The organism is Mycobacterium hackensackense (genome assembly GCF_025822555.1).
GTDB lineage: Bacteria > Actinomycetota > Actinomycetes > Mycobacteriales > Mycobacteriaceae > Mycobacterium > Mycobacterium fluoranthenivorans.
In genome coordinates, this window is record NZ_JACKUC010000030.1 from 1,409,787 (window position 1) to 1,431,870 (window position 22,084).

22 protein-coding genes are annotated in these 22,084 nt (G+C 66.3%); 11 read left to right on the forward strand and 11 right to left on the reverse strand.

The window, feature by feature from the left end; translation table 11 throughout:
* Positions 1-171 precede the first annotated feature (171 nt).
* Positions 172-372 (forward strand): isochorismatase family protein, encoded by a 201-nt coding sequence (locus H7J86_RS16215; RefSeq protein WP_267292091.1) that lies wholly within the window; start codon positions 172-174, stop codon positions 370-372.
* A gap of 27 nt (positions 373-399) precedes the next feature.
* Here the strand turns inward: H7J86_RS16215 and H7J86_RS16220 are convergent, their stop codons facing one another.
* A complete protein-coding gene (locus tag H7J86_RS16220) occupies positions 400-2,013 on the reverse strand; it encodes an alpha/beta hydrolase family protein (protein WP_267292093.1) in 1,614 nt (537 codons plus the stop codon).
* 396 nt (positions 2,014-2,409) lie between these two features.
* Here H7J86_RS16220 and H7J86_RS16225 point away from each other — a divergent pair, with 396 nt between their 5' ends.
* Positions 2,410-2,760, forward strand: coding sequence for a DUF732 domain-containing protein (locus H7J86_RS16225; RefSeq protein ID WP_267292095.1), 351 nt, complete (start codon positions 2,410-2,412; stop codon positions 2,758-2,760).
* 64 nt (positions 2,761-2,824) lie between these two features.
* Here H7J86_RS16225 and H7J86_RS16230 read toward each other — a convergent pair whose 3' ends face one another.
* Both H7J86_RS16230 and H7J86_RS16235 read right to left on the reverse strand, forming a co-directional pair.
* The gene (locus tag H7J86_RS16230) at positions 2,825-3,337 is read right to left on the reverse strand and encodes a lipoprotein LpqH (RefSeq protein WP_187097268.1); all 513 of its coding nucleotides are present in this window, start codon (positions 3,335-3,337) and stop codon (positions 2,825-2,827) included.
* 135 nt (positions 3,338-3,472) lie between these two features.
* Positions 3,473-3,922 (reverse strand): lipoprotein LpqH, encoded by a 450-nt coding sequence (locus H7J86_RS16235; protein ID WP_187097267.1) that lies wholly within the window; start codon positions 3,920-3,922, stop codon positions 3,473-3,475.
* 83 nt (positions 3,923-4,005) lie between these two features.
* On the opposite strand from H7J86_RS16235, the gene tgt reads away from it, so the two are divergent.
* Both tgt and H7J86_RS16245 read left to right on the forward strand, forming a co-directional pair.
* Positions 4,006-5,223 (forward strand): tRNA guanosine(34) transglycosylase Tgt, encoded by a 1,218-nt coding sequence (gene tgt, locus H7J86_RS16240; RefSeq protein ID WP_372517307.1) that lies wholly within the window; start codon positions 4,006-4,008, stop codon positions 5,221-5,223.
* A 19-nt stretch (positions 5,224-5,242) separates the two neighbouring features.
* The gene (locus tag H7J86_RS16245) at positions 5,243-6,565 is read left to right on the forward strand and encodes a cytochrome P450 (RefSeq protein WP_267292099.1); all 1,323 of its coding nucleotides are present in this window, start codon (positions 5,243-5,245) and stop codon (positions 6,563-6,565) included.
* Here the strand turns inward: H7J86_RS16245 and H7J86_RS16250 are convergent.
* Positions 6,562-6,786, reverse strand: a complete 225-nt coding sequence (locus H7J86_RS16250) for a hypothetical protein (RefSeq protein WP_187097264.1) — start codon at positions 6,784-6,786, stop codon at positions 6,562-6,564. The genes H7J86_RS16245 and H7J86_RS16250 overlap by 4 nt on opposite strands.
* A 197-nt stretch (positions 6,787-6,983) precedes the next feature.
* Here H7J86_RS16250 and H7J86_RS16255 point away from each other — a divergent pair, with 197 nt between their 5' ends.
* Entirely contained in the window at positions 6,984-8,189 is a 1,206-nt protein-coding gene (locus H7J86_RS16255; RefSeq protein ID WP_267292101.1) for a saccharopine dehydrogenase family protein, read from the forward strand.
* On the opposite strand, the gene H7J86_RS16260 is transcribed toward H7J86_RS16255, so the two are convergent.
* The 5 genes from H7J86_RS16260 to H7J86_RS16280 all read right to left on the reverse strand — a co-directional run bounded on the left by H7J86_RS16260 (position 8,176) and on the right by H7J86_RS16280 (position 13,274).
* Complete coding sequence (locus tag H7J86_RS16260; RefSeq protein ID WP_267292981.1) at positions 8,176-8,469, reverse strand: WhiB family transcriptional regulator; 294 nt, start codon at positions 8,467-8,469, stop codon at positions 8,176-8,178. The genes H7J86_RS16255 and H7J86_RS16260 overlap by 14 nt on opposite strands.
* Before the next feature lie 265 nt (positions 8,470-8,734).
* Entirely contained in the window at positions 8,735-9,490 is a 756-nt protein-coding gene (locus tag H7J86_RS16265) for an amino acid ABC transporter ATP-binding protein (protein WP_090362178.1), read from the reverse strand.
* 8 nt (positions 9,491-9,498) lie between these two features.
* Positions 9,499-11,655: an ABC transporter permease subunit gene (locus H7J86_RS16270; protein WP_267292983.1), complete on the reverse strand. Its 2,157-nt coding sequence runs from the start codon at positions 11,653-11,655 to the stop codon at positions 9,499-9,501.
* 101 nt (positions 11,656-11,756) lie between these two features.
* Positions 11,757-12,614, reverse strand: a complete 858-nt coding sequence (gene gluQRS, locus H7J86_RS16275; protein ID WP_267292103.1) for a tRNA glutamyl-Q(34) synthetase GluQRS — start codon at positions 12,612-12,614, stop codon at positions 11,757-11,759.
* 15 nt (positions 12,615-12,629) lie between these two features.
* Positions 12,630-13,274, reverse strand: coding sequence for an MBL fold metallo-hydrolase (locus H7J86_RS16280; RefSeq protein ID WP_267292105.1), 645 nt, complete (start codon positions 13,272-13,274; stop codon positions 12,630-12,632).
* 76 nt (positions 13,275-13,350) lie between these two features.
* Between H7J86_RS16280 and H7J86_RS16285 the strand changes: the two genes are divergently transcribed.
* The gene (locus H7J86_RS16285; RefSeq protein WP_187097260.1) at positions 13,351-14,430 is read left to right on the forward strand and encodes an ATP-dependent DNA ligase; all 1,080 of its coding nucleotides are present in this window, start codon (positions 13,351-13,353) and stop codon (positions 14,428-14,430) included.
* Here the strand turns inward: H7J86_RS16285 and H7J86_RS16290 are convergent.
* Positions 14,427-15,086, reverse strand: coding sequence for a TetR/AcrR family transcriptional regulator (locus H7J86_RS16290; protein ID WP_090361749.1), 660 nt, complete (start codon positions 15,084-15,086; stop codon positions 14,427-14,429). The two genes, H7J86_RS16285 and H7J86_RS16290, sit on opposite strands and share 4 nt — an antisense overlap.
* Before the next feature lie 134 nt (positions 15,087-15,220).
* Between H7J86_RS16290 and H7J86_RS16295 the strand changes: the two genes are divergently transcribed.
* From H7J86_RS16295 to ligD, 5 genes are read left to right on the forward strand one after another with little or no spacing between them, the layout of a single operon-like run.
* Entirely contained in the window at positions 15,221-15,643 is a 423-nt protein-coding gene (locus tag H7J86_RS16295) for an MmpS family transport accessory protein (RefSeq protein WP_090362173.1), read from the forward strand.
* A gap of 31 nt (positions 15,644-15,674) precedes the next feature.
* On the forward strand, positions 15,675-18,572 hold the full coding sequence (locus tag H7J86_RS16300) for an MMPL/RND family transporter (RefSeq protein ID WP_267292107.1): 2,898 nt from the start codon (positions 15,675-15,677) through the stop codon (positions 18,570-18,572).
* Positions 18,573-18,577: 5 nt separating this feature from the next.
* Positions 18,578-19,573, forward strand: a complete 996-nt coding sequence (locus H7J86_RS16305; protein WP_267292109.1) for an amidohydrolase family protein — start codon at positions 18,578-18,580, stop codon at positions 19,571-19,573.
* 44 nt (positions 19,574-19,617) lie between these two features.
* Positions 19,618-20,712 (forward strand): ATP-dependent DNA ligase, encoded by a 1,095-nt coding sequence (locus H7J86_RS16310; protein ID WP_267292111.1) that lies wholly within the window; start codon positions 19,618-19,620, stop codon positions 20,710-20,712.
* The gene (gene ligD, locus H7J86_RS16315) at positions 20,712-21,755 is read left to right on the forward strand and encodes a non-homologous end-joining DNA ligase (protein ID WP_090361740.1); all 1,044 of its coding nucleotides are present in this window, start codon (positions 20,712-20,714) and stop codon (positions 21,753-21,755) included. The genes H7J86_RS16310 and ligD overlap by 1 nt, the downstream gene beginning before the upstream one ends.
* 13 nt (positions 21,756-21,768) lie before the next feature.
* On the opposite strand, the gene H7J86_RS16320 is transcribed toward ligD, so the two are convergent.
* The gene (locus tag H7J86_RS16320; protein ID WP_139170117.1) at positions 21,769-22,041 is read right to left on the reverse strand and encodes a hypothetical protein; all 273 of its coding nucleotides are present in this window, start codon (positions 22,039-22,041) and stop codon (positions 21,769-21,771) included.
* Positions 22,042-22,084: the final 43 nt, after the last annotated feature.

The window sequence follows — 22,084 nt, forward strand, 5'->3', positions numbered from 1 at the left end:
TTGTCGGACATCTTCGCCGCGGCGAAAGAGGCGGGCTACGGAAGTCCGCGCCGGATCCGGTGAATCCGTCCAACGTCAATGCAAGTCCGCACAAGGTCTGGAGCCCTCCGAACAACGGCCTGGTCCTACAGCTGCGCAAACGGGGCATTCCTCTGCGGCATGCTCGCGAATATGTGCGTCGAGTACCACCTGCGCGACCTCCTCGAAAACGGCTTCGAAGTTGCGGTCGTTCGCGATGCCACCGCCGGCCCACGGCACCCCACCCGAGGTGACGGTTACCAGGCGGCGTTGATCAACTATGCGTTCCTGGCCCACGCAGTGATCTCGACGGCAGAGATCGTGAGCGCGATGACTGCGGGTTCGCAGCACTGATCCGTTCCTGTCGGGTGTACCCGCACGTCACCCGGCAAGAGCCTCAGCCGCCGCGCTCATCGTCACCGGCACGGTCCCGATCACCCGGCCGTGCGCCGTGCCTTTGGGGGTGTCGATGTCGATGACGGTTCCGGGCGCCGGCGCGGGGCCCTCGTCGGCGCCTGCGAACCATGCGTTCATCCAGTCGGTCATCAAGTCCTGCACCGCGGGGGGATTCTGGGGCTGCGGGAACCCGGCGAGTAACTGGGCCGCGAACTGGATGATCGGGTTGCCGCCCTGCATCGAGTCCATGTGCACGCCACCGGAGAGGACCACCCCGTTGAACTGACCGGGCCTTGCGGCCGACAAGGTCTGATTTTCGGTGCTGATGAAGTTGAACAGATTCGGCGGGGCGCCGATCACGCGGATGGGGATGTACTGGCCGCCGTTGGCCTGGTAGGTGTCGAGTTTCGTGAGCGCATCGCGCAGGGTATTGCCGGTGGGGACCCCGTCCAGCAGGATCACCCCGACCAGGTCCTTCGCCGCGCCGTTCGTGGCCAGGTCGCCGGCCGCTCCGGAGACCAGGCCGCCGCCTGCCGAATGGCCCGCCAGTGCGAACTTCTGCGGCAGCGCCGCCGTAGCGGGATCCAGGCCGTACCGGGTGGCGTACCCGGCGGCGATCGCGCTCTGGGTGAGAGCCTCGCGGTTCCCGGTGAACAGGTCGGCGATCTGTGCCGCCATCCCGGCGCCACCCAGCCAGCGATCGTCGCCGGCGAAGAAGTTTGAGGACAGCGTGGGGGTGACCACGACGCTGTTGGTGCGCTCGGCGAGGTTGGCCGCGGTGTAGCTGTACATCGGAGCGAGCGCGAAGAACCCATGCTGCAGCAGGATCATCTTCTCGGGCGGTGCCCCGGTGTCCGGGTCCGGCTCTGGGTAATACCAATTGGCCTGTACGCGTTGCCCATTCGTCAACAGGATCGTGGAGGTGCGGACCGTAACCGTGCTGCCCGTCGGTAGCACGGGTGGCCCGGTGACGAATTTCTCCAGCGCCTGGACCGCGTTGATGATGACGGACCCGACGCTGTTGACCAGGCCGGTGACGGCCCTGGCGATCACCTTGACCGGGTTGACCGCGGTGGGCGCGGTCTTGGCGGTGACGGGCGCCTGGGCAAGTCGCAAAGAAGAAGACGTGTTCGGTGTCAGTGTTTCCGCGGTCGGTGCGACGGCCCGGATCGCCGCGGCGGCAGTGGGCTCGGCAGGCTTGGCCGCGGCGGATGCCTGCCCGGTCCCGGTCGACTCGGCTTTGGGCCCGGTCTCGGATCGCGTGGCTGAAATATCGGTGGCGGACGTGCCAGAGCCGGCGGAGGTCGATCTCTTCTTCTTTTTCTTCTTCGGGGGATCGTTTGCCTCGGAGGCCGTGCCGGCGTTCGAGGTGGGCTCGGTCTTGTCGGTCGATCCGGAGGTGGTGGCACCGGGGGTGCCGGCCGCGGTGGTGCCGGTTCCGGTGCCGGAACCCTCGGCACTGCCGGTTGAGGATGTGGCGGACCCCGACGGCGCAGGTGAACCGCTATCCGCCGCCGCCACGCCGATGCCTGTCAACAGGCCGGCCGACACTCCCGCGGTCAACAGGCCGGCACTGACCCACCTCGATGATCGCCGCACGCCCGACTCTCCTTCCCACACCCGCCTGACCCGATCGTGACAGGTGTCAAGTGGGAGCGGGGTGGTTTCCCGGATTTGCATCGACGGATACGTCAATTATCGTACTTAACGTGGGGGTGTCGACGGCGTCGAGCAGCGTTAACCCGCGGTTCTCCTTTGTCGTGACATTTGTCAAATACCGCGCGCGCCAATCGGATTGGCGGCATCCCGTATGCGACAGTGGAGGCACTATGGCCAACAGCGTGAAGAAGCCTGGAGCGTGGCGGGACCCGTTGTCGTTGTCCTTCGAGGTGCACCGGCGGGTGTTGCTGGCCCGTTTGCGCCGGCATCAGCGCCGCACGCGTCCCTGATCGGTATCCGACCCGGCCGGCAACCTTCCGGTTTATGGTTGAGACCATGAGGTCATTACGGGGATTGGTGGTCGCGGGCGCGCTCGCCGCGAGCCTGGCGGGAGTGGCCGCTCCCGCGGCCCACGCCGACGCGGTCGCCTACCTGGTGAACGTGACGGTACGGCCCGGCTACAACTTCGCCGGCCCCGATGCTGCGATCGCCTACGGCCAGACCATCTGCGACCGGGTGGCGGGCAAGATGCCCTACGGTCAGCTGGTCGGCCAGGTGAAGGCCGATTTCAACTCTTCGGACGACTACCAGGGCGCCTACCTGATCAACCAGGCCGTCAACGAGTTGTGCCCGGCGCAGATCTGGCAGCTGCGCCAGTCCGCCGCCGGCTACACCGTCCCGGCCTGAACGCAGACGACAACGGCGGCGTCCCCACTCGGGACGCCGCCGTCGTCATGTCATGCTGCCCGCATCAGTTGGGGCAGGTGACCTCGATCGTGAACGGCTTGTTCACCGGGGTCATGGGGTTGGCCATGTCGATACCCGTGGCGGTGCCGCTGATCTTGTAGGTCTTGCCGTCCTTCTCGGCCTTCGCCTCGCCACCGGCGCCGGCGGTGTAGCCGAGGGTGATGCCGTTGACGTTGCCCAGGCCCACCGAGGTGACGGTCGGGGAGTCGCCGTCGCTGAGTACCGCGGCGATACCGGTGGCGGCCTCGCCGATCGCGATGTTGACGTTGCCGCCCATGGTGGCGCATACGACCGAGCCGTTCACGGCCTGATCGGCACCGTCGATGGTGACCTTGGTGGTGCCCGAGCCCGCGGCTGCGGTGGGTGACCCCGTTGCGGTCTCGGTGGCGGACGCCGAGGAGGTGGACTTCTCCGAGCTGGATGAGCTGCTCGACTTCTTGTCATCCGAGGAACAGCCGGACAGCCCGGCGATGACGATTGCCGCACCACCCAGGGCGACCACGAGTTCACGCTTCACCACTGATCTCCTTTTGTTGTGCGATCCGGTTCAAGATCGCCTGATGATCCCAGAGCAGTATGGTGCTCAGCCGACGCACAGACACCGTTATGCGCGAAATACTTGACCGAGGGTCACCTGCAGGTAAACCGCAGTTCAGCAGGCCACCTTCACGGTGAACCGGCTCGTGGCGGCGAAGCTGGCGTTGTCGGTGCGAAACCCCTGGGCCGTTCCGGAGATGTCATAGGTCCGTCCGGTCATGCTGACGGTGGCACCCGGTTCGCCGAGTCCGGCGTTATAGCTGCCGGTGAATCCGCCCACGTTGCGGAAGCTGACCGACTCCGCCTTGAGTTCGTCCTCGTTGGACACCATCGCGCTGACGCCGGAGGAGTTGTCGCCGGTGGTGATGGTGGTGAGGAAACCGGCCGGCGAACAGCTGACGGCATGGGTGGTGCCTGCATCGCGGCCGTCGATCGTGATCTCGGCGGTGCCGGGCGCCAGCGCGCCCGGGGGCGGGGCGGCGGTCTGTGGGCCCGACGAGCATGCGGCCGAGGTGGCCGCGGCGGCCGCCAGCGCTGCGATGCTGGCCAGCGATCTCAACCTCATGTGATGAATCTACGACCGAGAGCGCCCGAGCACGGGAACTTCGCGGTTGATTGAATGTTCGCGTGAGCGAGCAGTATTTCGAGGTGCGGGCAGAGCTGGCCGGGCGAGCGGGCCGGGTCGGCGTCATCCACACCCCGCACGGCGATATCCAGACACCGGCGTTCATCGCCGTCGGCACGGCGGCCACCGTGAAGGCCGTGCTGCCCGAAGCCATGAAAGAGGTTGGAGCGCAGGCGATTCTGGCGAACGCCTATCATCTGTACTTGCAGCCGGGGCCCGATATCGTGGACGAGGCGGGCGGTTTGGGCGCGTTCATGAACTGGTCGGGCCCCACTTTCACCGACAGCGGCGGATTTCAGGTGCTCTCGCTCGGCGTCGGGTTCAAGAAGGTGCTCGCCATGGATGCGACACGGGTGCAGGCCGACGACATCATCGCCGAGGGCAAGGAGCGGCTGGCCCATGTCGACGAGGACGGCGTCACTTTCCGGTCGCACAAGGACGGCTCCACGCACCGGTTCACCCCTGAGGTGTCGATCGGTATCCAGCATCAGCTCGGGGCCGACATCATCTTCGCCTTCGACGAACTGACCACCCTGGTCAACACCCGCGGGTACCAGGAGCAGTCGGTGCGACGCACGCATGACTGGGCGGCGCGCTGCCTGGCCGAGCACCGCAAGCTCACCATGGAACGCGCGGACAAGCCGCGCCAAGCGCTGTTCGGGGTGGTGCAAGGGGCGCAGTACGAGGATCTGCGGCGGGAGGCGACGCGCGGTCTGGTCTCCCTCCTCGACGAGGATGGTCGCGGATTCGACGGCTACGGCATCGGTGGCGCGCTGGAGAAGCAGAACCTGGCCACGATCGTCGGATGGGTCACCAGTGAACTGCCCGATGACAAGCCCCGGCACCTGCTCGGGATCAGCGAGCCCGACGACCTGTTCGCCGCGGTCGCTGCGGGCGCGGACACCTTCGACTGCGTCTCCCCGTCGCGGGTGGCCCGCAACGCGGCGGTGTACTCGGTGCACGGGCGGTACAACATCACCGGCGCGCGCTACCGCAGAGATTTCACCCCGATCGACGACGAGTGCGATTGCTACACCTGCGCGCACTACACCCGCGCCTACATCCACCACTTGTTCAAGGCCAAGGAGATGCTGGCCTCGACGCTGTGCACCATCCACAACGAGCGCTTCACCATCCGGCTGGTCGACCAGATCCGTGCCGCGATCACCGCTGGTGAGTTCGATGAGCTGCGCGAACACGTCCTCGGGCGTTACTACGGAACGGCGCGGCAGTCTTCTTAGACGCACGTACAATAAGGGCATGGCGACAGGCGCAGCGACGGGAAATCAGACAGCAGCGCAGGCGCTGCTGGTCGAGATGCTCGACCCGGCGGTTCGCGCCGACCCGTACCCCGTGTTCACGCGGATTCGCGAGCTGGGGCCCATGGTGCTGCCCGAGACCGGCATGGTGGTGTTCTCGGGGTTCGCGGATTGCGACGAGGTGCTGAGGCATCCGTCGTCGTGCAGCGACGGCATGAAATCGTCGGTGGTGCAGCGCCAGATCGCCGAAGGGATCACCCCGCAACGCACGGCCACGCCAGGCTTCCTCTTTCTCGACCCGCCCGACCACACCCGGCTGCGCACCTTGGCGCAGCAGGCGTTCTCGCCCAAGGCGGTCCGGGCTTTGGAACCCGAGATCCGCGCGCTGGTCGGCGAACTGCTCGACGCGGTGGCCGCCCGTGGGACGGGGGAACAGACGCCCGGCGCCCCATTCGATGTGGTGTCAGACCTGGCCTATCCGCTGCCGGTCGCGGTGATCTGCCGGCTGCTCGGCGTACCTCTGTCCGACGAGCCGCAGTTCAGCCGTGCCGCGGCGCTGTTGGCGCAGGGGCTCGACCCGATCATGACGCTGACCGGTCAGGCCTCCGCGAACGCCGACGAGCGGCTGCGGGCCGACGAGTGGATGCGGGATTACCTCGGGCATCTCGTCGCGAAGCGCCGCGCCGAGCCGCGGGAGGACATGATCTCGGCGCTCATCGCGGCCGAGCAGGACGGGGATCAGCTCACCGTCGACGAGATCATCGCGACCTGTGACCTGTTGCTGATCGCCGGCCACGAGACGACGGTCAATCTCATCGCCAATGCCGTGCTGGCGATGATGCGCGCCCCGGCGCAGTGGGCCGCATTGGCGGGCGATCCGGAGCGGGCGAACGTGGTCATCGAGGAGACGTTGCGCTACGACCCGCCGGTCCAATTGGTGATGCGGATCGCCGGCGCAGACATGCAGATCGGCGGGCAGGAGCGGAGCGACCGGGGGATTGTCGGCGGCGGGCAGGAGCGGAGCGACCGGGGGATTGTCACAGTCCCCGAGGGCGACAGCATCCTGCTGTTGATAGCTGCCGCGAACCGCGACCCGGATGCCTTCGATCGGCCGGATGTCTTCGATCCCGACCGGGAAGGGTTGCGGCACTTGTCTTTCAGTAAGGGGCCGCACTTCTGCCTCGGCGCACCGCTGGCTCGGCTGGAGGCGCGTATCGCGCTGACCGAACTGGCGCGGCGATTCCCGCACGCGCGGCTGGCGGCCGAGCCCGTGTACAAGCCGAATGTCACGCTGCGGGGTCTGGCGTCACTTCGGCTCGGCTAGGGGTGGTGGACCATACCGATCCAGCCGTTGAACTGCTGGGCCGGCGGCGCCTTGACCGTGGGTGTGGCGATGACCCGGATGTGACCGGCCGTCTGGCAGACGGTGGCACCCGCGCCGATGGGGTGGCACGGCGGTCCTGACGGCGCGGCCGTGGCGGTTGCGGCGCCGGCGAGCGCGGCGGTGGTCAGTCCGGCGGCGAGAAAGTACAGAACGTTACGCATGAGGTGGTGTCCTTTCGGGGTGGCTGAACTCAGCCTCGCGATTTCTGCCGCCGGACACAGCGGTGGTGGCCCCACACTTCGGTGGGGGTAAACCCCATCCCGCGCGGGTGCGGTTTCAGTCGTGTAGTCGATGATTAATGATGTTTTTCGTCGTAACTGTCGCGAAATGGCGATGAATCCGCACTAGCATGGCCCGTATGCGGATTCTTCTGGTGGGCGCCGGCGGTGTCGGTTCGGCGTTCTGTTCGATCGCGGCGCGGCGAGACTTCTTCGAACGGATCGTCGTGTGCGACTACGACGAAGTTCAGGCCCGGCGGGTCGCGAACGAGATCGGCGACGACAGGTTCATCGGAACCCGCGTCGATGCGAGCTCCTCGGAGGCGATCGCGCATCTGGTCCGCGAGCACGGCATCACGCACGTGATGAACGCCGTCGACCCGCGGTTCGTCATGCCGATCTTCAACGGCGCCATCGCCGGTGGGGCCGACTATCTCGATATGGCGATGAGCCTGTCGCGGCGCCATCCGGAAAAACCTTACGAGTTGCCGGGGGTGAAACTCGGCGACGAGCAGTTTGCCGTCGAGGCCGACTGGCAGGCGGCGGGCCGGCTGGCCTTGGTCGGCATCGGTGTGGAGCCGGGCCTGTCGGACGTGTTCGCCCGGTACGCGGCCGACCATCTGTTCTCCGAGATCGACGAGCTCGGCACGCGCGACGGTTCCAATCTCACCGTGCAGGGGTATGAGTTCGCGCCGTCGTTCTCGATCTGGACCACCATCGAGGAGTGCCTCAACCCGCCGGTCATCTGGGAGGCCGACCGCGGCTGGTTCACCACCGAACCCTTCAGTGAGCCAGAGGTTTTCGACTTTCCCGACGGTATCGGTCCGGTCGAGTGCGTCAATGTCGAGCATGAAGAGGTACTGCTCATGCCGCGCTGGGTCAAGTGCCGGCGGGCGACCTTCAAGTACGGACTCGGCGCCGAATTCATCGACGTGCTCAAGACGCTGCACAAGCTGGGACTCGACCGCACGGAGAAGGTGTCGGTCGGCGGTCAGATGGTCAGCCCCCGCGATGTCGTCGCGGCATGTCTGCCCAACCCCGCCACCCTCGGCCCGCGGATGACGGGCAAGACGTGCGCCGGGCTGTGGGTCACCGGCACCGGCACGGACGGCGAGCCGCGCTCGACCTACCTGTATCACGTGGTGGACAACGAGTGGTCGATGGCCGAGTACGGACATCAGTGCGTGGTATGGCAGACGGCGATCAATCCCGTTGTCGCTCTTGAACTCCTGGCCGACGGCACGTGGTCGGGGTCCGGGGTGCTGGGGCCTGAGGCGTTCGACCCGGTGCCCTTCCTGGAGCTACTGACCGCCTACGGGTCGCCGTGGGGGATCAAGGAGCTCTGACGGTCTCCAGGTACCGTCGCCGGTCGTCCTCGGACAGGCCGCCCCAGGTGCCGAAGGCCTCCTGAAACGAGATCGAATACGCGCCGCACTCACGTGCGACGGGGCAGCCGGCGCAGACCTCGCGGGCCAGCTGCTGGCGGCGTTTACGCGCCCGGCCCCGTTCGCCGTCGGGATGGAAGAACAGGCTGGCGTCGCCGTCCCGGCATTTCGCGCGCAGCTGCCATTCCCGGTCGTGGAGCCGTGGGACGGCCCGCGATCCAGCCTCGGTGACGGCACCCATCGTCACCAGGCGCTGCCGCCGGTGAGGGCGACCGTGAGTCGCGGCGTGGTGCGTGAGAAGGACATCGGAGACTCCTGGATCGGTGCGTGCTGACGCTGCGGAGACGTGATCGCCATCACCATTGCGCCACCGACGGTAACCCCACTCCGGCGCACATGTCCAGACAAACATACAAAGATGTATGTCAGGTCCGGCGCTCGCCGGACCGATGAGCTCGTCACCGAGCCAAGGGACCTGCCGCGCTGCACCTACCCCGCCGCGGCGTTCACAACGGGTTGAGGATGCGGTTGAGGAACTGCTGGGTCCGTTCCTCCTGTGGGTCACCGATCACCGCGGCAGGGGGCCCCTGCTCCAGGATGATGCCCTGGTCGGTGAACAGCACCTGGTCGGAAACCTGCTTGGCGAACTGGATTTCGTGCGTGACGATGACCAGCGTCCAGCCTTCGACCGCGAGATCCTTGATCACGCTGAGGACCTCGCCCACCAACTCCGGGTCCAGCGCCGACGTCGGTTCGTCGAACAACACCACCTTCGGTTTCAGCGCCAGCGCCCGGGCGATGCCCACCCGCTGCTGCTGCCCACCGGACAACTCGAACGGGTACTGATCCCGTTTGGCGGCCAGACCCACCTGCTCGAGCAGTGCGAGCGCGTCGGCCTCGGCTTCGGCCTTCGGCCGTTTCTGCACGATCACCGGCCCCTCGGTGATGTTCTCCAGGACGGTCTTGTGCGGAAACAGGTTGTGCCCCTGGAAGACGAATCCGCTCTGCGCCCGGTACGCGCGCAGCTTGTCCTTGGCGACCGGCTTGGCGAAGTCGATCTCCTGGTCACCGACCCGGATCACCCCCGCATCGGGCACGTCGAGTGCGGCCAGCGCCCGTAACAGCGTGGTCTTGCCGGACCCGGACGGGCCGATGATGGTGGTCGCCGTGCCACGGGCCACCGAGAAGGAGACGCCTTTGAGGACCTTGTTCTCACCGAACGCCTTCTCGACGCCCTCGGCCTGCACGCGATAGTCGGTCACGTCTTCGGTCATCGCGCCACATACCTTTCCAAACGGCGTTCCAGCCGATTCTGGCCGGCGGAGAGCACCAGGCAGATCACGTAGTAGTACACGGCGGCGGCGACATAGGTCGAGAAGAAGTCGAACGTCGGCGCGCCGATCTCCTGTGCCTTGCGGAACAACTCGGTGACCAGGATGGCCGAGGCCAACGAGGTGTCCTTGACCAGCGAGATCAGTGTGTTGGACAGCGGCGGTACCGCCACCCGGGTGGCCTGCGGCAGGATGATCCGGCGTAGTGCTCCGGTGTAGGTCAGGCCGATGGTCTCCGCGGCCTCCCACTGACCCTTGGGAATGCTCTGGATCGCGGAGCGGATGATCTCGGCGGCGTAGCCACCGACGTTGAGCGAGAACGCGATCACGGCGGCGGTGAAGGCGGGCAGGGTGACGCCGAACTTCGGCAGGCCGTAGAACACGATCACCAACTGCACCAGCAGCGGGGTGCCACGGATGATCGAGATGTAGAACCGGGCGATATTGCTCAGCACCACGTTCGACGACAACCGGGCCAGTGCCACCGCCAGCGCGATGACCAGTCCCACCGCGAAACTGATGAGGGTCAGCGGAATGGTGGCGGTGAGCGCGGCCTTGGCCATCGGCCACAGGTTGTCCAGGACGAGCTGAAATCCGGAGCGGGCCTGCGGCGGCGCGGCCTGCTGGCCACCCGGAGCCGGCGCAGCGCCGCTGCCGGTTGCGTCGGCCTTGAGGTAGCGCTGCGAGATCTTGGCCAGCGTGCCGTCGGCGCGCAGTTCGTCGAGCGCGCCGTTGAGTTCGGGCAGCAGACCGCTGCCCTTGCGTGCGGCGAGACCCTGTTCGCTCTTCTCACCAGTCTGGGCGGCGATCTTGACCGACTTGTCGCCTGTCTCGGCGAGGTAGGCGTAGACGGCGATGCTGTCGTTGACGGTGGCATCGATACGGCCCTGGTTGAGCAGGGTGATGGCCTGTGCGAAGCCTTCCACCGATTCCACGTTGGCGCCGGCGGCGCGGGCCACCTGGGCCCAGTTGCTGGTGCTGGACTGGGCGGTGGTCTTTCCCTTCAAGTCGGAAAGCGACGTGATCGAGTCGTCGTCGGCCCTGGTGACGATCACCCCCTCACCGACCGCATAGGGCTGCGACAGATCGTATTTGACCTGTCGTTCCGGCGTGATGGTCACCTGGTTGGCCACCACGTCGAACCGTTTCGCCTCGAGCGCGGCGAAGATGGAATCCCATGGGGTTTCCACGAATTCGACCGGTACGCCCAGCTTCGCGCCGATGGCCCGGGCGACGTCGACGTCATAGCCGGTGAGTTGGCCGGTTGCCGGATCGTGGTAGCTGAACGGCGAGTATGTGCCCTCGGTCCCGACCCGTAATACGCCGGCGGCGCGGATCGGGGTGTCCGGTGGGGCGCCGGTGGCATCGGTCTTGAGGTAGCGCTGCGAGATCTTGGCCAGTGTGCCGTCGGCGCGCAGCTCGGTGAGCGCCTTGTTCAACTCCGGTAGGTAGCCGCTGTCCTTGCGCGCGGCGAAGCCCTGCTCGCTCTTCTCACCGACGGTGCCGGCGATCTTCACCGACTTGTCGCCGGTCTCGGCCAAGTAGGCGTACACGGCGATGCTGTCGTTGATCACCACGTCCACCCGGCCCTGGTTGAGCAGGGTGATGGCCTGCGCGAAGCCCTCCACACTCTCGACGTTGGCCCCGGCCTTGCGGGCGACCTCGGACCAGTTGCTGGTGGCGCTCTCGGCGGCGGTCTTGCCCTTGATATCGGCCAGCGAGGTGATGGAGTCATCACCGGCGCGCGTGACGATGACACCTTCGCCCACCGAATATGGCTGGGACAGATCGTATTTGGCTTGACGCTCCGGGTTGATGGTGACCTCGTTGGCCACCACGTCGAAGCGGTCGGCCGCCAGCCCGGCGAAGATCGAATCCCACGGGGTCTCGACGAATTCGACCTTCACGCCCAGCTTGTCGCCGACGGCCTTGGCGACGTCGACGTCGTAACCGATCAGCTCGCCGGTCTTGGGGTCGTGGTAGCTGAACGGCGAGTAGGTGCCCTCGGTGCCGATGCGCAGCACACCGGCCGACTTGATCGGGGTGTCACCGGTGCTCTTGGATCCGCAACCGGCAGCCAGCACACTGGCCAACATGACGAGCACCAGCAGCGCCGCACGCGCCCGGCCGGGTCGTCGAAGGGGGAGGCTCACCGGCGCAACCTAGCAACGTGCTGGGAATATCCCAAGGGTTCTGCTCAACTCGGCTGATATGTCCAGGGCCTGGTGGGTAGCGCAGCGGGGTCGAACTGGTCCAGCATGGCGTCCGGTGTGGTGGCCGTGAACCCCAGCGACACCGCGATTTCATGCAATGCGCGCTGCACGCCGATGTCGGCGAGCGTGACCGCACCGTCGCGTTTGGCCAGCCGTTTGCCTTCGGCGTTGAGCACCAGCGGCACGTGCGCGTACACCGGTGCCGCAAAGCCGAGCAGCGCGGCCAGATACGCCTGCCGCGGCGACGAGGACAGCAGGTCGTCACCGCGCACCACCTGATCGACGCCCTGGGCGGCATCGTCGACCACCACGGCGAGGTTGTAGGCGGGCACCCCGTCGCCGCGGCGCAGCACGAAATCGTCTACCAATCCGGTGTATTCGCCATGGAGCAGGTCGGTGACGGTGTAGGAGAAGGTGTCGCTGCGCAGCCGCAGTGCGGGTGCCCGGTCTGGATGCGTGCGGCGCGGCGCGTCCCGGCAGGTGCCCGGATATGCTCCTTCGGGTGCATGTGGGGCGCGCGGCGCCTGAAGGATATCCTTTCTGCTGCAATAACATTCGTACACCAGGCCACGCGCGGTCAGATCGGCGATGACGGCGTCGTAGCGGTCCTGGTGGGTTGTCTGGTACTCCGGCGGCTCATCCCACGTCACGCCGATGGCCGCCAGGTCGGCAACCTGGCGGGCCGCCACATCGCTGAAGGTGCGGTCATCGAGATCCTCCACCCGCAGCAGGAAGCGCCGGCCGGTCGACCGGGCGAACAGCCAGGCCAGGATCGCCGTGCGGAGATTACCGATGTGCAGGTCAGCCGACGGGCTGGGCGCGAACCGGCCGGCTCCTGTCATGAGCGCCAAACTAGATCACGCCACCCGCGCCAGCCGCTCCTGGGCCTGCTCGACGCATTCGGCCCAACGTCGCGCACCGGGCGCGTGCACCCCGGAACGGCCGGGGTACGCGCTGGTGATCACCAGGTCCGGGTGCAGACCGGCGAGCACCCGCAGGCTGCGCGACAGTGACTGCGCCTCGCTGAGCGCCGGGATATAGCCCGGTATCCAGGTGCCGTCGGCGTCCTGCACGATGGTGTCCCCGGTGAACAGATAACTCTGGCCGTAGGCGCCGGGCACCAGGTAGCAGGTGCTGCCGGGGGAGTGCCCGGGCGTCGGGATCACCTCGATACCGTTGCGGTCGACGTGCCGGCTGCCGACGGGCACATCGACATGAGCGTGCATGCCGATATCGAGCAGTTCGGCCGCCGGTGCGTGCAGCTGGGCCGCATACCGCTCGCTGATCGAGCGCAGCATCGGGCCCGCCTCGCGGCGGTGCGACAGGTACTGGTGTGCCACGCCGCCGAGGGCGTCGAACTCGCCGAAATCGTCGTCGGTATCGGTGCTGTAGAACAGCACGTTGCCGGTATCGCCCCCGGTCCACAGGTAGGCATGGGTGGAGATGCCGGGCATCGGGCGTTCGGTGCTGGTTTCCCACAGGTCGGCGCGGATCTGTCTCATGGGTACCTCCTCACTGGAATGAGTACAGCTTTCAACATCAACCTCTGTTGAGGTCAAGTGATTTACTGTTCGGCGTATGACCCTGCCAGTGGTGCCGCCGATGAAGCCGATGCTGGCCAAGGCGGTCACCGCGATCCCGCCGGATGCGATCTACGAACCGAAGTGGGACGGTTTCCGATCGATCTGCTTCCGCGACGGCGACGACGTAGTATTCGGCAGCCGCAATGAGCGGCCGCTGACCCGGTACTTCCCCGAGCTCGTCGAGGCGGCCAGACGTGAACTACCGGACAATTGCGTGCTCGACGGAGAGATCGTCGTCGCCACGAAGGCTGGGCTCGATTTCGAAGCGCTGCAACAACGTATCCATCCGGCGGACAGCCGGGTCCAGCTCCTGGCCGCCAAGACCAGGGCCTCGTTCATCGCGTTCGACCTGCTGGCGGTCGGTGCGGAGAACCTCATGGAGCACCCGTTCGGGGAACGTCGTGCGCGTCTGGAGAAACTGATGCGCCAGGCCGGCCCGCGCTTCCACCTCACCCCGGCGACCACCGATATGGCTACGGCGCAGCGGTGGTTCACGGAGTTCGAGGGTGCCGGGCTGGACGGGATCATCGCCAAACCGGCGTCGATCGGCTATCTCCCGGACAAGCGGGTGATGTTCAAGATCAAGCATCAGCGCACGGCCGACTGTGTGGTGGCCGGCTATCGTCTGCACAAATCCGGCACCGATGCCGTCGGCTCACTGCTGCTGGGTCTTTACCGGGAGGACGGGAGCCTGGCATCGGTCGGCGTGATCGGAGCCTTCCCGATGGCGACCAGGCGCCGGCTCCTCACCGAACTGCAGCCGCTGGTCACCACGTTCGACGGACATCCGTGGAATTGGGCGGCTCAGGTGGCGGCCGACCCGGAGCTCGCGCGCCGGTACGGGGGTGGCTCCCGGTGGAATGCGGGGGGTGGGGCCAAGGATCTGTCGTTCGTCCCGCTTCGGCCCGAGTGGGTGGTGGAGGTGCGCTACGACTATATGGAAGGCGAAAGGTTCAGGCACACAGCTCAATTCAATCGCTGGCGGCCGGATCGTGATCCCGGGTCCTGTACCTTCGCTCAGTTGGAGCGACCCGCGGCAGTCGACCTGCAGAGCATCATTGCCGGATTGGACTAGGAGGTTCCCGCCGGATGCCAACCGCGCATGGCGGCGTCCATCTGTTCTTCGCCGAGTGCGCCGACGGCCAACTCCGGCCGGCCCTCCCGGTGGCGCATCCCGTCCAGCAGCAGCGCCACGTAGCGGCGCCACAGTTGGGGCTCGACATGCCCTGCCCATTCGCTGACGGTGCCGGCGAGCAGGCTAATGACCGGCATGTCGGTGGGCTCGATATCGGGCCGCAGGTGTCCGTCCTTGCGGGCGCGCTCCACCAGCTTCGAGATCGGCGGGTCGAGGCGCAGCTTCGCGCACTCGACCCGGTAGCCGCCGTAGGCCTTGCTGTAGACCATCTCGCGCAGGCCTCGGTCGGTGGCGGTCAGTTCACACAGATGCTCGACGAACCACACGAAGCCTTCCCATGAATCTTCATGGCGGAAGGCATCTTCGGCGAAACTGACGATCTGGTCGATGCTGTCCTCGAAGATCGCGTCGAGGAGATCCTCTTTGGTGGCGAATCGGCGGTAGACGGTGCCCACGCCCACGTGGGCGTAGTGGGCCACGTCGTTGAGGGTGGCTTCGAGTCCGCGCTCGGCGAACAGTTCGCGCGCCGCCTGGAGGACGCGCTGCCGATTACGCTCCGCGTCCTTGCGCAGCCCCCGGCATGGTTTGTCAATCACGCGACCCACATTAGTGACGTGCCTTACGTATGCCAATAAGTGGATTGACTCTATCCACTTATACACTTAGATTGCCTTCCTAGGTCATCCGTCGTCGCCTGACCTGCGGCTGTCATTCGTGGAAAGGCTTGACCTTGATTGCGGTACTCAAGCGCATCTGGCTGCCCGCTCTCATGGTGGTGGCCCTGGCGGTCGGCGTGCTGAGCGTTACTCACCTGCGATCGGTCTTCGGTTCTGATGGAGCGGTGGTGACTCCGGTGGGGTCGGATACCGCCGAGAAGTTCAACCCCAAGGTCGTCGTGTACGAGGTCTTCGGCACGGGAACCACGGCGACCATCAACTACACGGATCTCAAGGGGCTACCGCAGCGCACCGAAGCGCCGCTGCCCTGGTCCATCCGGCTGGAGACGACCATCCCGTCCGTCCAGCCCAATCTCCTCGCCCAGGGCGACGGCAGTTCGATCGGCTGCCGCGTCACCGTCGACGGCGAGGTCAAAGACGAGAGGACGGCACAAGGCGTGAATGCCGCGACGTTCTGCCTGGTGAAGGCAGCATGACGGTCAGCAAGAAGCCGAAGGCGGATTGCGCATGAGCATCAGCACGGACGACACCCCGACCGAGGCTCTCCCGCCTGCGCGGCACGCCGCCCGGCCCTGGTTGCCCCGGTTCATCCGGGCCTTCGCCATCCCGATCGTGCTGGGCTGGCTCGTCATCGTCGGGCTGCTGAACACCGTGGTGCCCCAGCTCGAAGAAGTCGGCAAGATGCGCGCGGTGTCGATGAGCCCCAACGACGCACCCGCGCTGATCGCCACCAAGCACGTCGGCAAGGTGTTCGACGAGTACGACACCAGCAGCTCGGTGATGATCGTCCTGGAAGGTCAGGACAAGTTGGGCGCCGACGCGCACACGTTCTACGACGAGATGGTTCGCAAACTCCGCGCGGACACCAAACACGTTCAGCACGTGCAGGATTTCTGGGGCGACACCCTGACCGCGGCCGGTGCGCAGAGCATCGATGGCAAAGCCGCCTACGTGCAGGTGTACATCGCGGGTGACCAAGGCGAGGCGCTGGCCAATGAATCCGTCGGCGCCGTCCGTGACGTCGTCAACAACACCCCGGCACCCAACGGTGTGAAGGCGTATGTGACCGGGCCGGCCGCCACCACCACGGACCAGAACGCCGTCGGTGACGCCAGCATGGAAACGATCGAGATGCTGACGTTCGCCGTGATCACGGTGATGCTGCTGATCGTCTACCGGTCCATCGTCACGGTGCTCATCACGCTGTTCATGGTCGTGGTCGGGCTGTCCTCGGCGCGCGGCATCATCGCATTCCTGGGCTACCACAACGTGTTCGGACTCACCACGTTCGCCACCAACATGGTGGTGACGCTGGCGATCGCCGCGGCCACCGACTACGCCATCTTCCTGATAGGCCGATATCAGGAGGCGCGACGCGCCGGTGAGGACAAGGAATCGGCCTACTACACCATGTTTCACGGCACCGCCCATGTGGTGCTGGCCTCCGGCATGACCATCGCGGGCGCCACGCTGTGCCTGCACTTCACCCGACTGCCGTACTTCCAGACCATGGGTATACCGCTGTCCATCGGCATGGCGATCGTGGTCGCCGCCGCACTCACCATGGGTCCCGCGCTCATCTCGCTCGTCACCCGATTCGGGAAGGTGTTGGACCCCAAGCGGATGGACCGCGCTCGCGGCTGGCGCCGCATCGGTGCGGGCATCGTCCGGTGGCCCGGCGCGGTCCTGGTGATGGCCGTGGTGCTTGCCCTCGTCGGCCTCCTGACGCTGCCCGGCTACCACACCACCTACAACGACCGGATCTTCCTGCCCGCCGATATCCCGGCGAATGTCGGTATGGCCGCGGCCACTCGGCACTTCTCCGAAGCGAAGATGAACCCGGAACTGGTGATGGTGGAGGCGGATCACGATCTGCGCAACCCCGCCGACTTCCTGATCATCGACAAGATCGCCAAGGCGATGGTGCGCGTGCACGGTATCGCCCAGGTGCAGACCATCACCCGCCCGGACGGCAAGCCGATCGAGCATGCCTCCCTGGCGTACTCGATGAGCCAAAGCGGCACAGGCACCCTGATGAACAACGACTACCAGCAGACCGTGCTGGACAATACGTTGAAGCAGGCCAACGAGATGCAGACGAGCATCGACTCGCAGGAGCAGCTCTACCGCATCACGCTGCAGCTGGCGGAGGTGACCAAGAGCATGGCGGCCAAGATGGACAAGACGTCGATGACCCTGAGCGACGTCCGCGATCACCTCGCCGACTTCGACGACTTCTTCCGGCCGATCCGCAACTATCTGTACTGGGAGCCGCACTGCTACGACATCCCGATGTGCTGGTCGGTGCGGTCGGTCTTCGACAGCCTGGACGGGATCAGTCAGATGTCGGACGACTTCCAGGACATCGTGCCGGATCTGAAGCGGATGTCCGAGCTGACACCGCAGATGGCGGCCGTGATGCCGGCGATGATCCAGACGATGAAGAACCAGAAGCAGTATCTGCTCAATCAGTACCAGGCGCAGAAGGCCCAGCAGGATCAGAACATCGCCAACCAGAACAACCAGACGGCGATGGGACAGGCGTTCGACGCGTCGCGCAACGATGACAATTTCTATCTGCCGCCGGAGGCGTTCGGTACGGCCGACTTCCAGCGCGGTATCAAGCTGTTCATGTCACCCGATGGACATGCCGTGCGGTTCACCGTCTTTCATCAGGGTGATCCGCTGAGCGAGGAAGGCACCTCGCATATCGAACCGCTCAAGATCGCGGCCGCCGACGCCATCAAGGGCACCCCGCTGGAGGGCTCGACGGTCTACGTCGGAGGCACCGCGGCCATGTACAAGGACATGCAGACCGGCGCGGACTACGACCTGCTCATCGCGGCGGTCGCCTCCCTGATCCTGATCTTCCTGATCATGGTGGTGCTGACCCGCGCGGTCGCGGCCGCGGCCGTCATCGTCGGCACCGTGGTCCTGAGTCTCGGTGCATCGTTCGGACTCTCGGTGCTCATCTGGCAGCACCTGGTCGGTATCCCGTTGCACTGGATGGTGCTTCCGATGTCGGTCATCGTGCTGCTCGCCGTCGGGGCCGACTACAACCTGCTGTTGGTGTCCCGGATGAAGGAGGAGATCCACGCGGGTCTGCGTACCGGGATCATCCGGTCCATGGCCGGCACCGGATCGGTGGTCACCGCTGCGGGACTGGTGTTCGCCTTCACGATGATCTCGATGGCCGTCAGCGATCTGATCGTGATCGGACAGGTCGGCACCACCATCGGTCTGGGCTTGCTGTTCGACACCCTGGTGGTCCGCTCGTTGATGACCCCATCGCTGGCCGCGTTGCTCGGCCGCTGGTTCTGGTGGCCGCTGCGGGTGCGCCCGCGCCCGGTGCCGGCGCCCTGGCCGACACCGCGGGAGACCTCACAGGATGCGGTCGTAGGGTAGCCGGCATGCGGGTTGTCACCGTCGAGGAACACTTCCACCATCCGGAGGCGATCGCCAGGGTGTGGGAACTGAGCGGTCCGCCACCCACGCCGCCGGACGCCGGCTTTGGGGAGTTCCTGCAACGGTTCTCGCCCGACCGGGAATCCGCGGAACGCCTCGACGGCCCCCGGCTCGAGCACATGGACCAGGTGGGCATCGATGTCCAGGTGGTGTCGCACGGGGCGAACAGCCCGAGCGCTCTGGATCATCCGGAAGCGGTTGACCTGTGCCGCAAGGTGAATGACGATCTGGCCGAACAGATCTCGCGGCACCCGGATCGTTTTCGGGGGTTCGCCACCATCCCGCTCCACGATCCGGAGGCGGCCGCCGGCGAATTTCGGCGCTGCGTGACCGAACTCGGTTTCGTCGGCGCCCTGATCGCGGGAACGTGTGGCGGTAGGTTCCTCGATGATCCGCGGTTCGACCCGGTGCTCGCCGCGGCCGCAGAGGTCGACCTACCGATCTACATCCATCCCGGGATGCCGCCCAACGGGGTGACCCAGGCCTACTACGCCGGGGATTGGTCCACCGCGGCGCAATTCATGTTCGCGGGGCCGGCGTTCGGCTGGCACGCCGAGGCCGGTATCCATGTGCTGCGGCTGATTCTGTCCGGGGCCTTCGATCGACATCCCGGTCTCAAGGTGCTCAGCGGGCACTGGGCCGAGGTGCTGGGGTTCTGGCTGGACCGACTTGACGAGACGTTCGCCTGGGTGGGGAACCTCGTGCGCCCGGTCAGTGCCTACTACCGCGACCACGTGTGGGTGACCCCGTCGGGTATGTACAACCAGCACCAGCTGGACTTCGTCGTCGGAGCAGTCGGTGCCGACCGGATCATCCATTCCGAGGACTTCCCCTACGTCGTGCGTGACAACGTGTCGACGTTCCTGCAGGAGGCGGACCTCACCGAAGACCAGCGCCACGCCATCGGGCACGGCAACGCGGAGGCCCTGCTGCGGATCTGAGCGGCCGGCGATGACATTGCCCGCGCTCGGCGGTCTGCACGAGTATGGGAACCGTGGATCTACCCGTGCTGCCGCCCGTCGACCCGATGCTGGCCAAGGCCGCCGGGAAAGTGCCCGACGAGGCCGGGGTGTGGTCGTTCGAACCGAAGTGGGATGGTTTCCGGGCACTGGCCTTTCGAGACGGGGACGAGGTGGTCCTGCAGTCGCGTAGCGGGAAAGAGCTCGGCCGGTACTTTCCCGAGCTGCTCGATGCGCTGCGCGACGAACTCGCCGACCGGTGCGTGCTGGACGGCGAAGTGGTCGTGCCCAGAGAGGTCGATGGACGCGTCCGGTTGGACTGGGAGTCGTTGAGCCAGCGCATCCACCCGGCGGCCAGCCGGATCACGATGCTGGCCGAGCAGACCCCGGCGCATTTCATCGGTTTCGATGCGTTGGCTCTCGGTGACCGCTCGCTGCTCGCCGAGCCGTTTCGGGACCGTCGGGTGGCACTGCTGGCGGCGATCCCGGAGAAGGACGGGCAGAAGAAGTGGTGCCATGTCACCCGCACCACCGCCGATCCCGCCGTCGGCGCCCAGTGGCTGGACACCTTCGAAGGCGCCGGGCTGGACGGTGTGATCGCCAAGCGTCTGGAGGGGCCGTACCTGCCGGGCAAGCGCGAGATGGTGAAGATCAAACACCACCGTGATGCCGACTGCGTGGCGCTCGGGTACCGGATCCACAAGAGCGGCGCGGGCGTCGGCTCCATCCTGCTCGGGCTGTATCGCGATGACGGCGAACTGCAGATGGTCGGCGGTGCCGCCTCGTTCACCGCCAAGGATCGGCTGAAGCTGCTGGCCGACCTGGAACCGCTGCGTGAGGGTGATGAAGTCCGCGACGGCGACCCCAGCCGCTGGAACTCCGCGGCGGACAAACGCTGGATCCCCGTGCGCCCCGAGCGGGTGTGCGAGGTGGCCTATGACCAGATGGAGGGCAGTGCCTCCCATGGGCAGCGATTCCGGCATGCGGTGAAATTCCTGCGCTGGCGGCCGGACCGCGAACCAACGAGTTGCACCTTCGCGCAGTTGGACACCCCGCTGATCTACGACCTGCACGACGTCCTGGAGGACCGGGGCGAGCGAAGCGACGGGAGAATGGGTTGATGGCCACTCCCGCGGAAGAACTCGACGTCGACGGTGTCGCCGTCCGGCTGACCAGCCCCGACAAGGTGTACTTCCCCGAGCCGGGCTACACCAAGCGCGATGTCGTCGACCATTACCTGGCCGTGGCCGACCGGATGGTCGCGCTCTTGAGGGACCGGCCCACGCATCTGCAGCGTTTTCCCGACGGCATCGAGGGCGAGGAGATCTACCAGAAGCGCATCCCGCAGAAACATCCCGACTACCTGCAGACCTGCACGGTGACCTTCCCGTCCGGGCGGACCGCGGACGCCTTGAAGGTCACCCACCCGTCCGCGATCATCTGGGCCGCCCAGATGGGCACGGTGACGTTGCATCCGTGGCAGGTCCGGTGCCCGGACACCGAGCATCCCGACGAGCTACGGGTGGATCTCGATCCGCAGCCGGGCACCGACTTCGCCGATGCCCGCCGGATCGCCGTCGAGGTGCTCAAACCGGTCCTCGACGAGCTCGGCTACGTCGGGTATCCGAAGACCTCGGGCGGGCGGGGTGTACACGTGTTCATCCGGATCAAGCCCGACTGGGATTTCATCGCGGTGCGCCGGGCCGGTATTGCCTTGGCTCGGGAGGTGGAACGCCGCGCTCCCGACGCGGTGACCACCTCGTGGTGGAAAGAAGAGCGTGGCAAGCGGCTTTTCATCGATTACAACCAGAACGCCCGGGACCGCACCTTCGCTTCGGCCTATTCGGTACGCAAGACCCCGATCGCCACGGTGTCGATGCCGCTCACCTGGGCTGAGCTGGCCGACGCCGACCCCGACGACTACACCATCGCGACGGCTGCGGCCCTGGTGGCCCAGCGCGACGATCCCTGGGCGGATATCGACGACACGCCGCATTCGTTGCAGCCGCTGCTGGAGATGGTGCGTACCGACGAGGAACGTGGGCTGGCCGATCTGCCCTACCCACCGAGCTATCCGAAGATGCCGGGTGAACCTCCCCGTGTGCAGCCCAGTAAGAAGGTTGCTGCGCACTGGGACGCGGACGGGAACCCGGTCGGGGAGTAGGTCCCGCGGATACTCAGCGCAGCGGTACGACCGTCGCGCTCACCAGAAGGTGGGAACTGCCGTCGACGGATTCCACGTGTGAGGCCGCGCTCGAGGCGGCGGCGACCGAGCTGAACTCGACGGCGCCGAGGATCAGCAGCGGCCAGAGTGCTCCGGCTCCGGCGCTGAGCGCGAACTGGTGCGGCACCGGCTCGTACTTGGACCCCATATGCCGGCTGGCCATGTAGATGACCACTGCACTGAGCGCCCAGCCGATGAGGTAGGCCGCTATGACGGTTTGGACCACGATGTCTCCCCCTTGCCAGCGGGGCGGACTGTTGCTTCATGCA

Coding starts and splice junctions, on each gene's coding strand:
- H7J86_RS16225 (WP_267292095.1), top strand. CDS start 2,410: ATGAGGTCATTACGGGGATTGGTGGTCGCGGGCGCGCTCGCCGCGAGC.
- H7J86_RS16300 (WP_267292107.1), top strand. CDS start 15,675: ATGAGCATCAGCACGGACGACACCCCGACCGAGGCTCTCCCGCCTGCG.
- H7J86_RS16260 (WP_267292981.1), bottom strand. CDS start 8,469: ATGGGTGCCGTCACCGAGGCTGGATCGCGGGCCGTCCCACGGCTCCAC.
- H7J86_RS16285 (WP_187097260.1), top strand. CDS start 13,351: ATGACCCTGCCAGTGGTGCCGCCGATGAAGCCGATGCTGGCCAAGGCG.
- H7J86_RS16310 (WP_267292111.1), top strand. CDS start 19,618: ATGGGAACCGTGGATCTACCCGTGCTGCCGCCCGTCGACCCGATGCTG.
- gluQRS (WP_267292103.1), bottom strand. CDS start 12,614: ATGACAGGAGCCGGCCGGTTCGCGCCCAGCCCGTCGGCTGACCTGCAC.
- H7J86_RS16215 (WP_267292091.1), top strand. CDS start 172: ATGTGCGTCGAGTACCACCTGCGCGACCTCCTCGAAAACGGCTTCGAA.
- H7J86_RS16255 (WP_267292101.1), top strand. CDS start 6,984: ATGCGGATTCTTCTGGTGGGCGCCGGCGGTGTCGGTTCGGCGTTCTGT.
- H7J86_RS16270 (WP_267292983.1), bottom strand. CDS start 11,655: ATGTTGGCCAGTGTGCTGGCTGCCGGTTGCGGATCCAAGAGCACCGGT.
- H7J86_RS16280 (WP_267292105.1), bottom strand. CDS start 13,274: ATGAGACAGATCCGCGCCGACCTGTGGGAAACCAGCACCGAACGCCCG.
- H7J86_RS16305 (WP_267292109.1), top strand. CDS start 18,578: ATGCGGGTTGTCACCGTCGAGGAACACTTCCACCATCCGGAGGCGATC.
- H7J86_RS16250 (WP_187097264.1), bottom strand. CDS start 6,786: ATGCGTAACGTTCTGTACTTTCTCGCCGCCGGACTGACCACCGCCGCG.
- H7J86_RS16245 (WP_267292099.1), top strand. CDS start 5,243: ATGGCGACAGGCGCAGCGACGGGAAATCAGACAGCAGCGCAGGCGCTG.
- H7J86_RS16235 (WP_187097267.1), bottom strand. CDS start 3,922: ATGAGGTTGAGATCGCTGGCCAGCATCGCAGCGCTGGCGGCCGCCGCG.
- ligD (WP_090361740.1), top strand. CDS start 20,712: ATGGCCACTCCCGCGGAAGAACTCGACGTCGACGGTGTCGCCGTCCGG.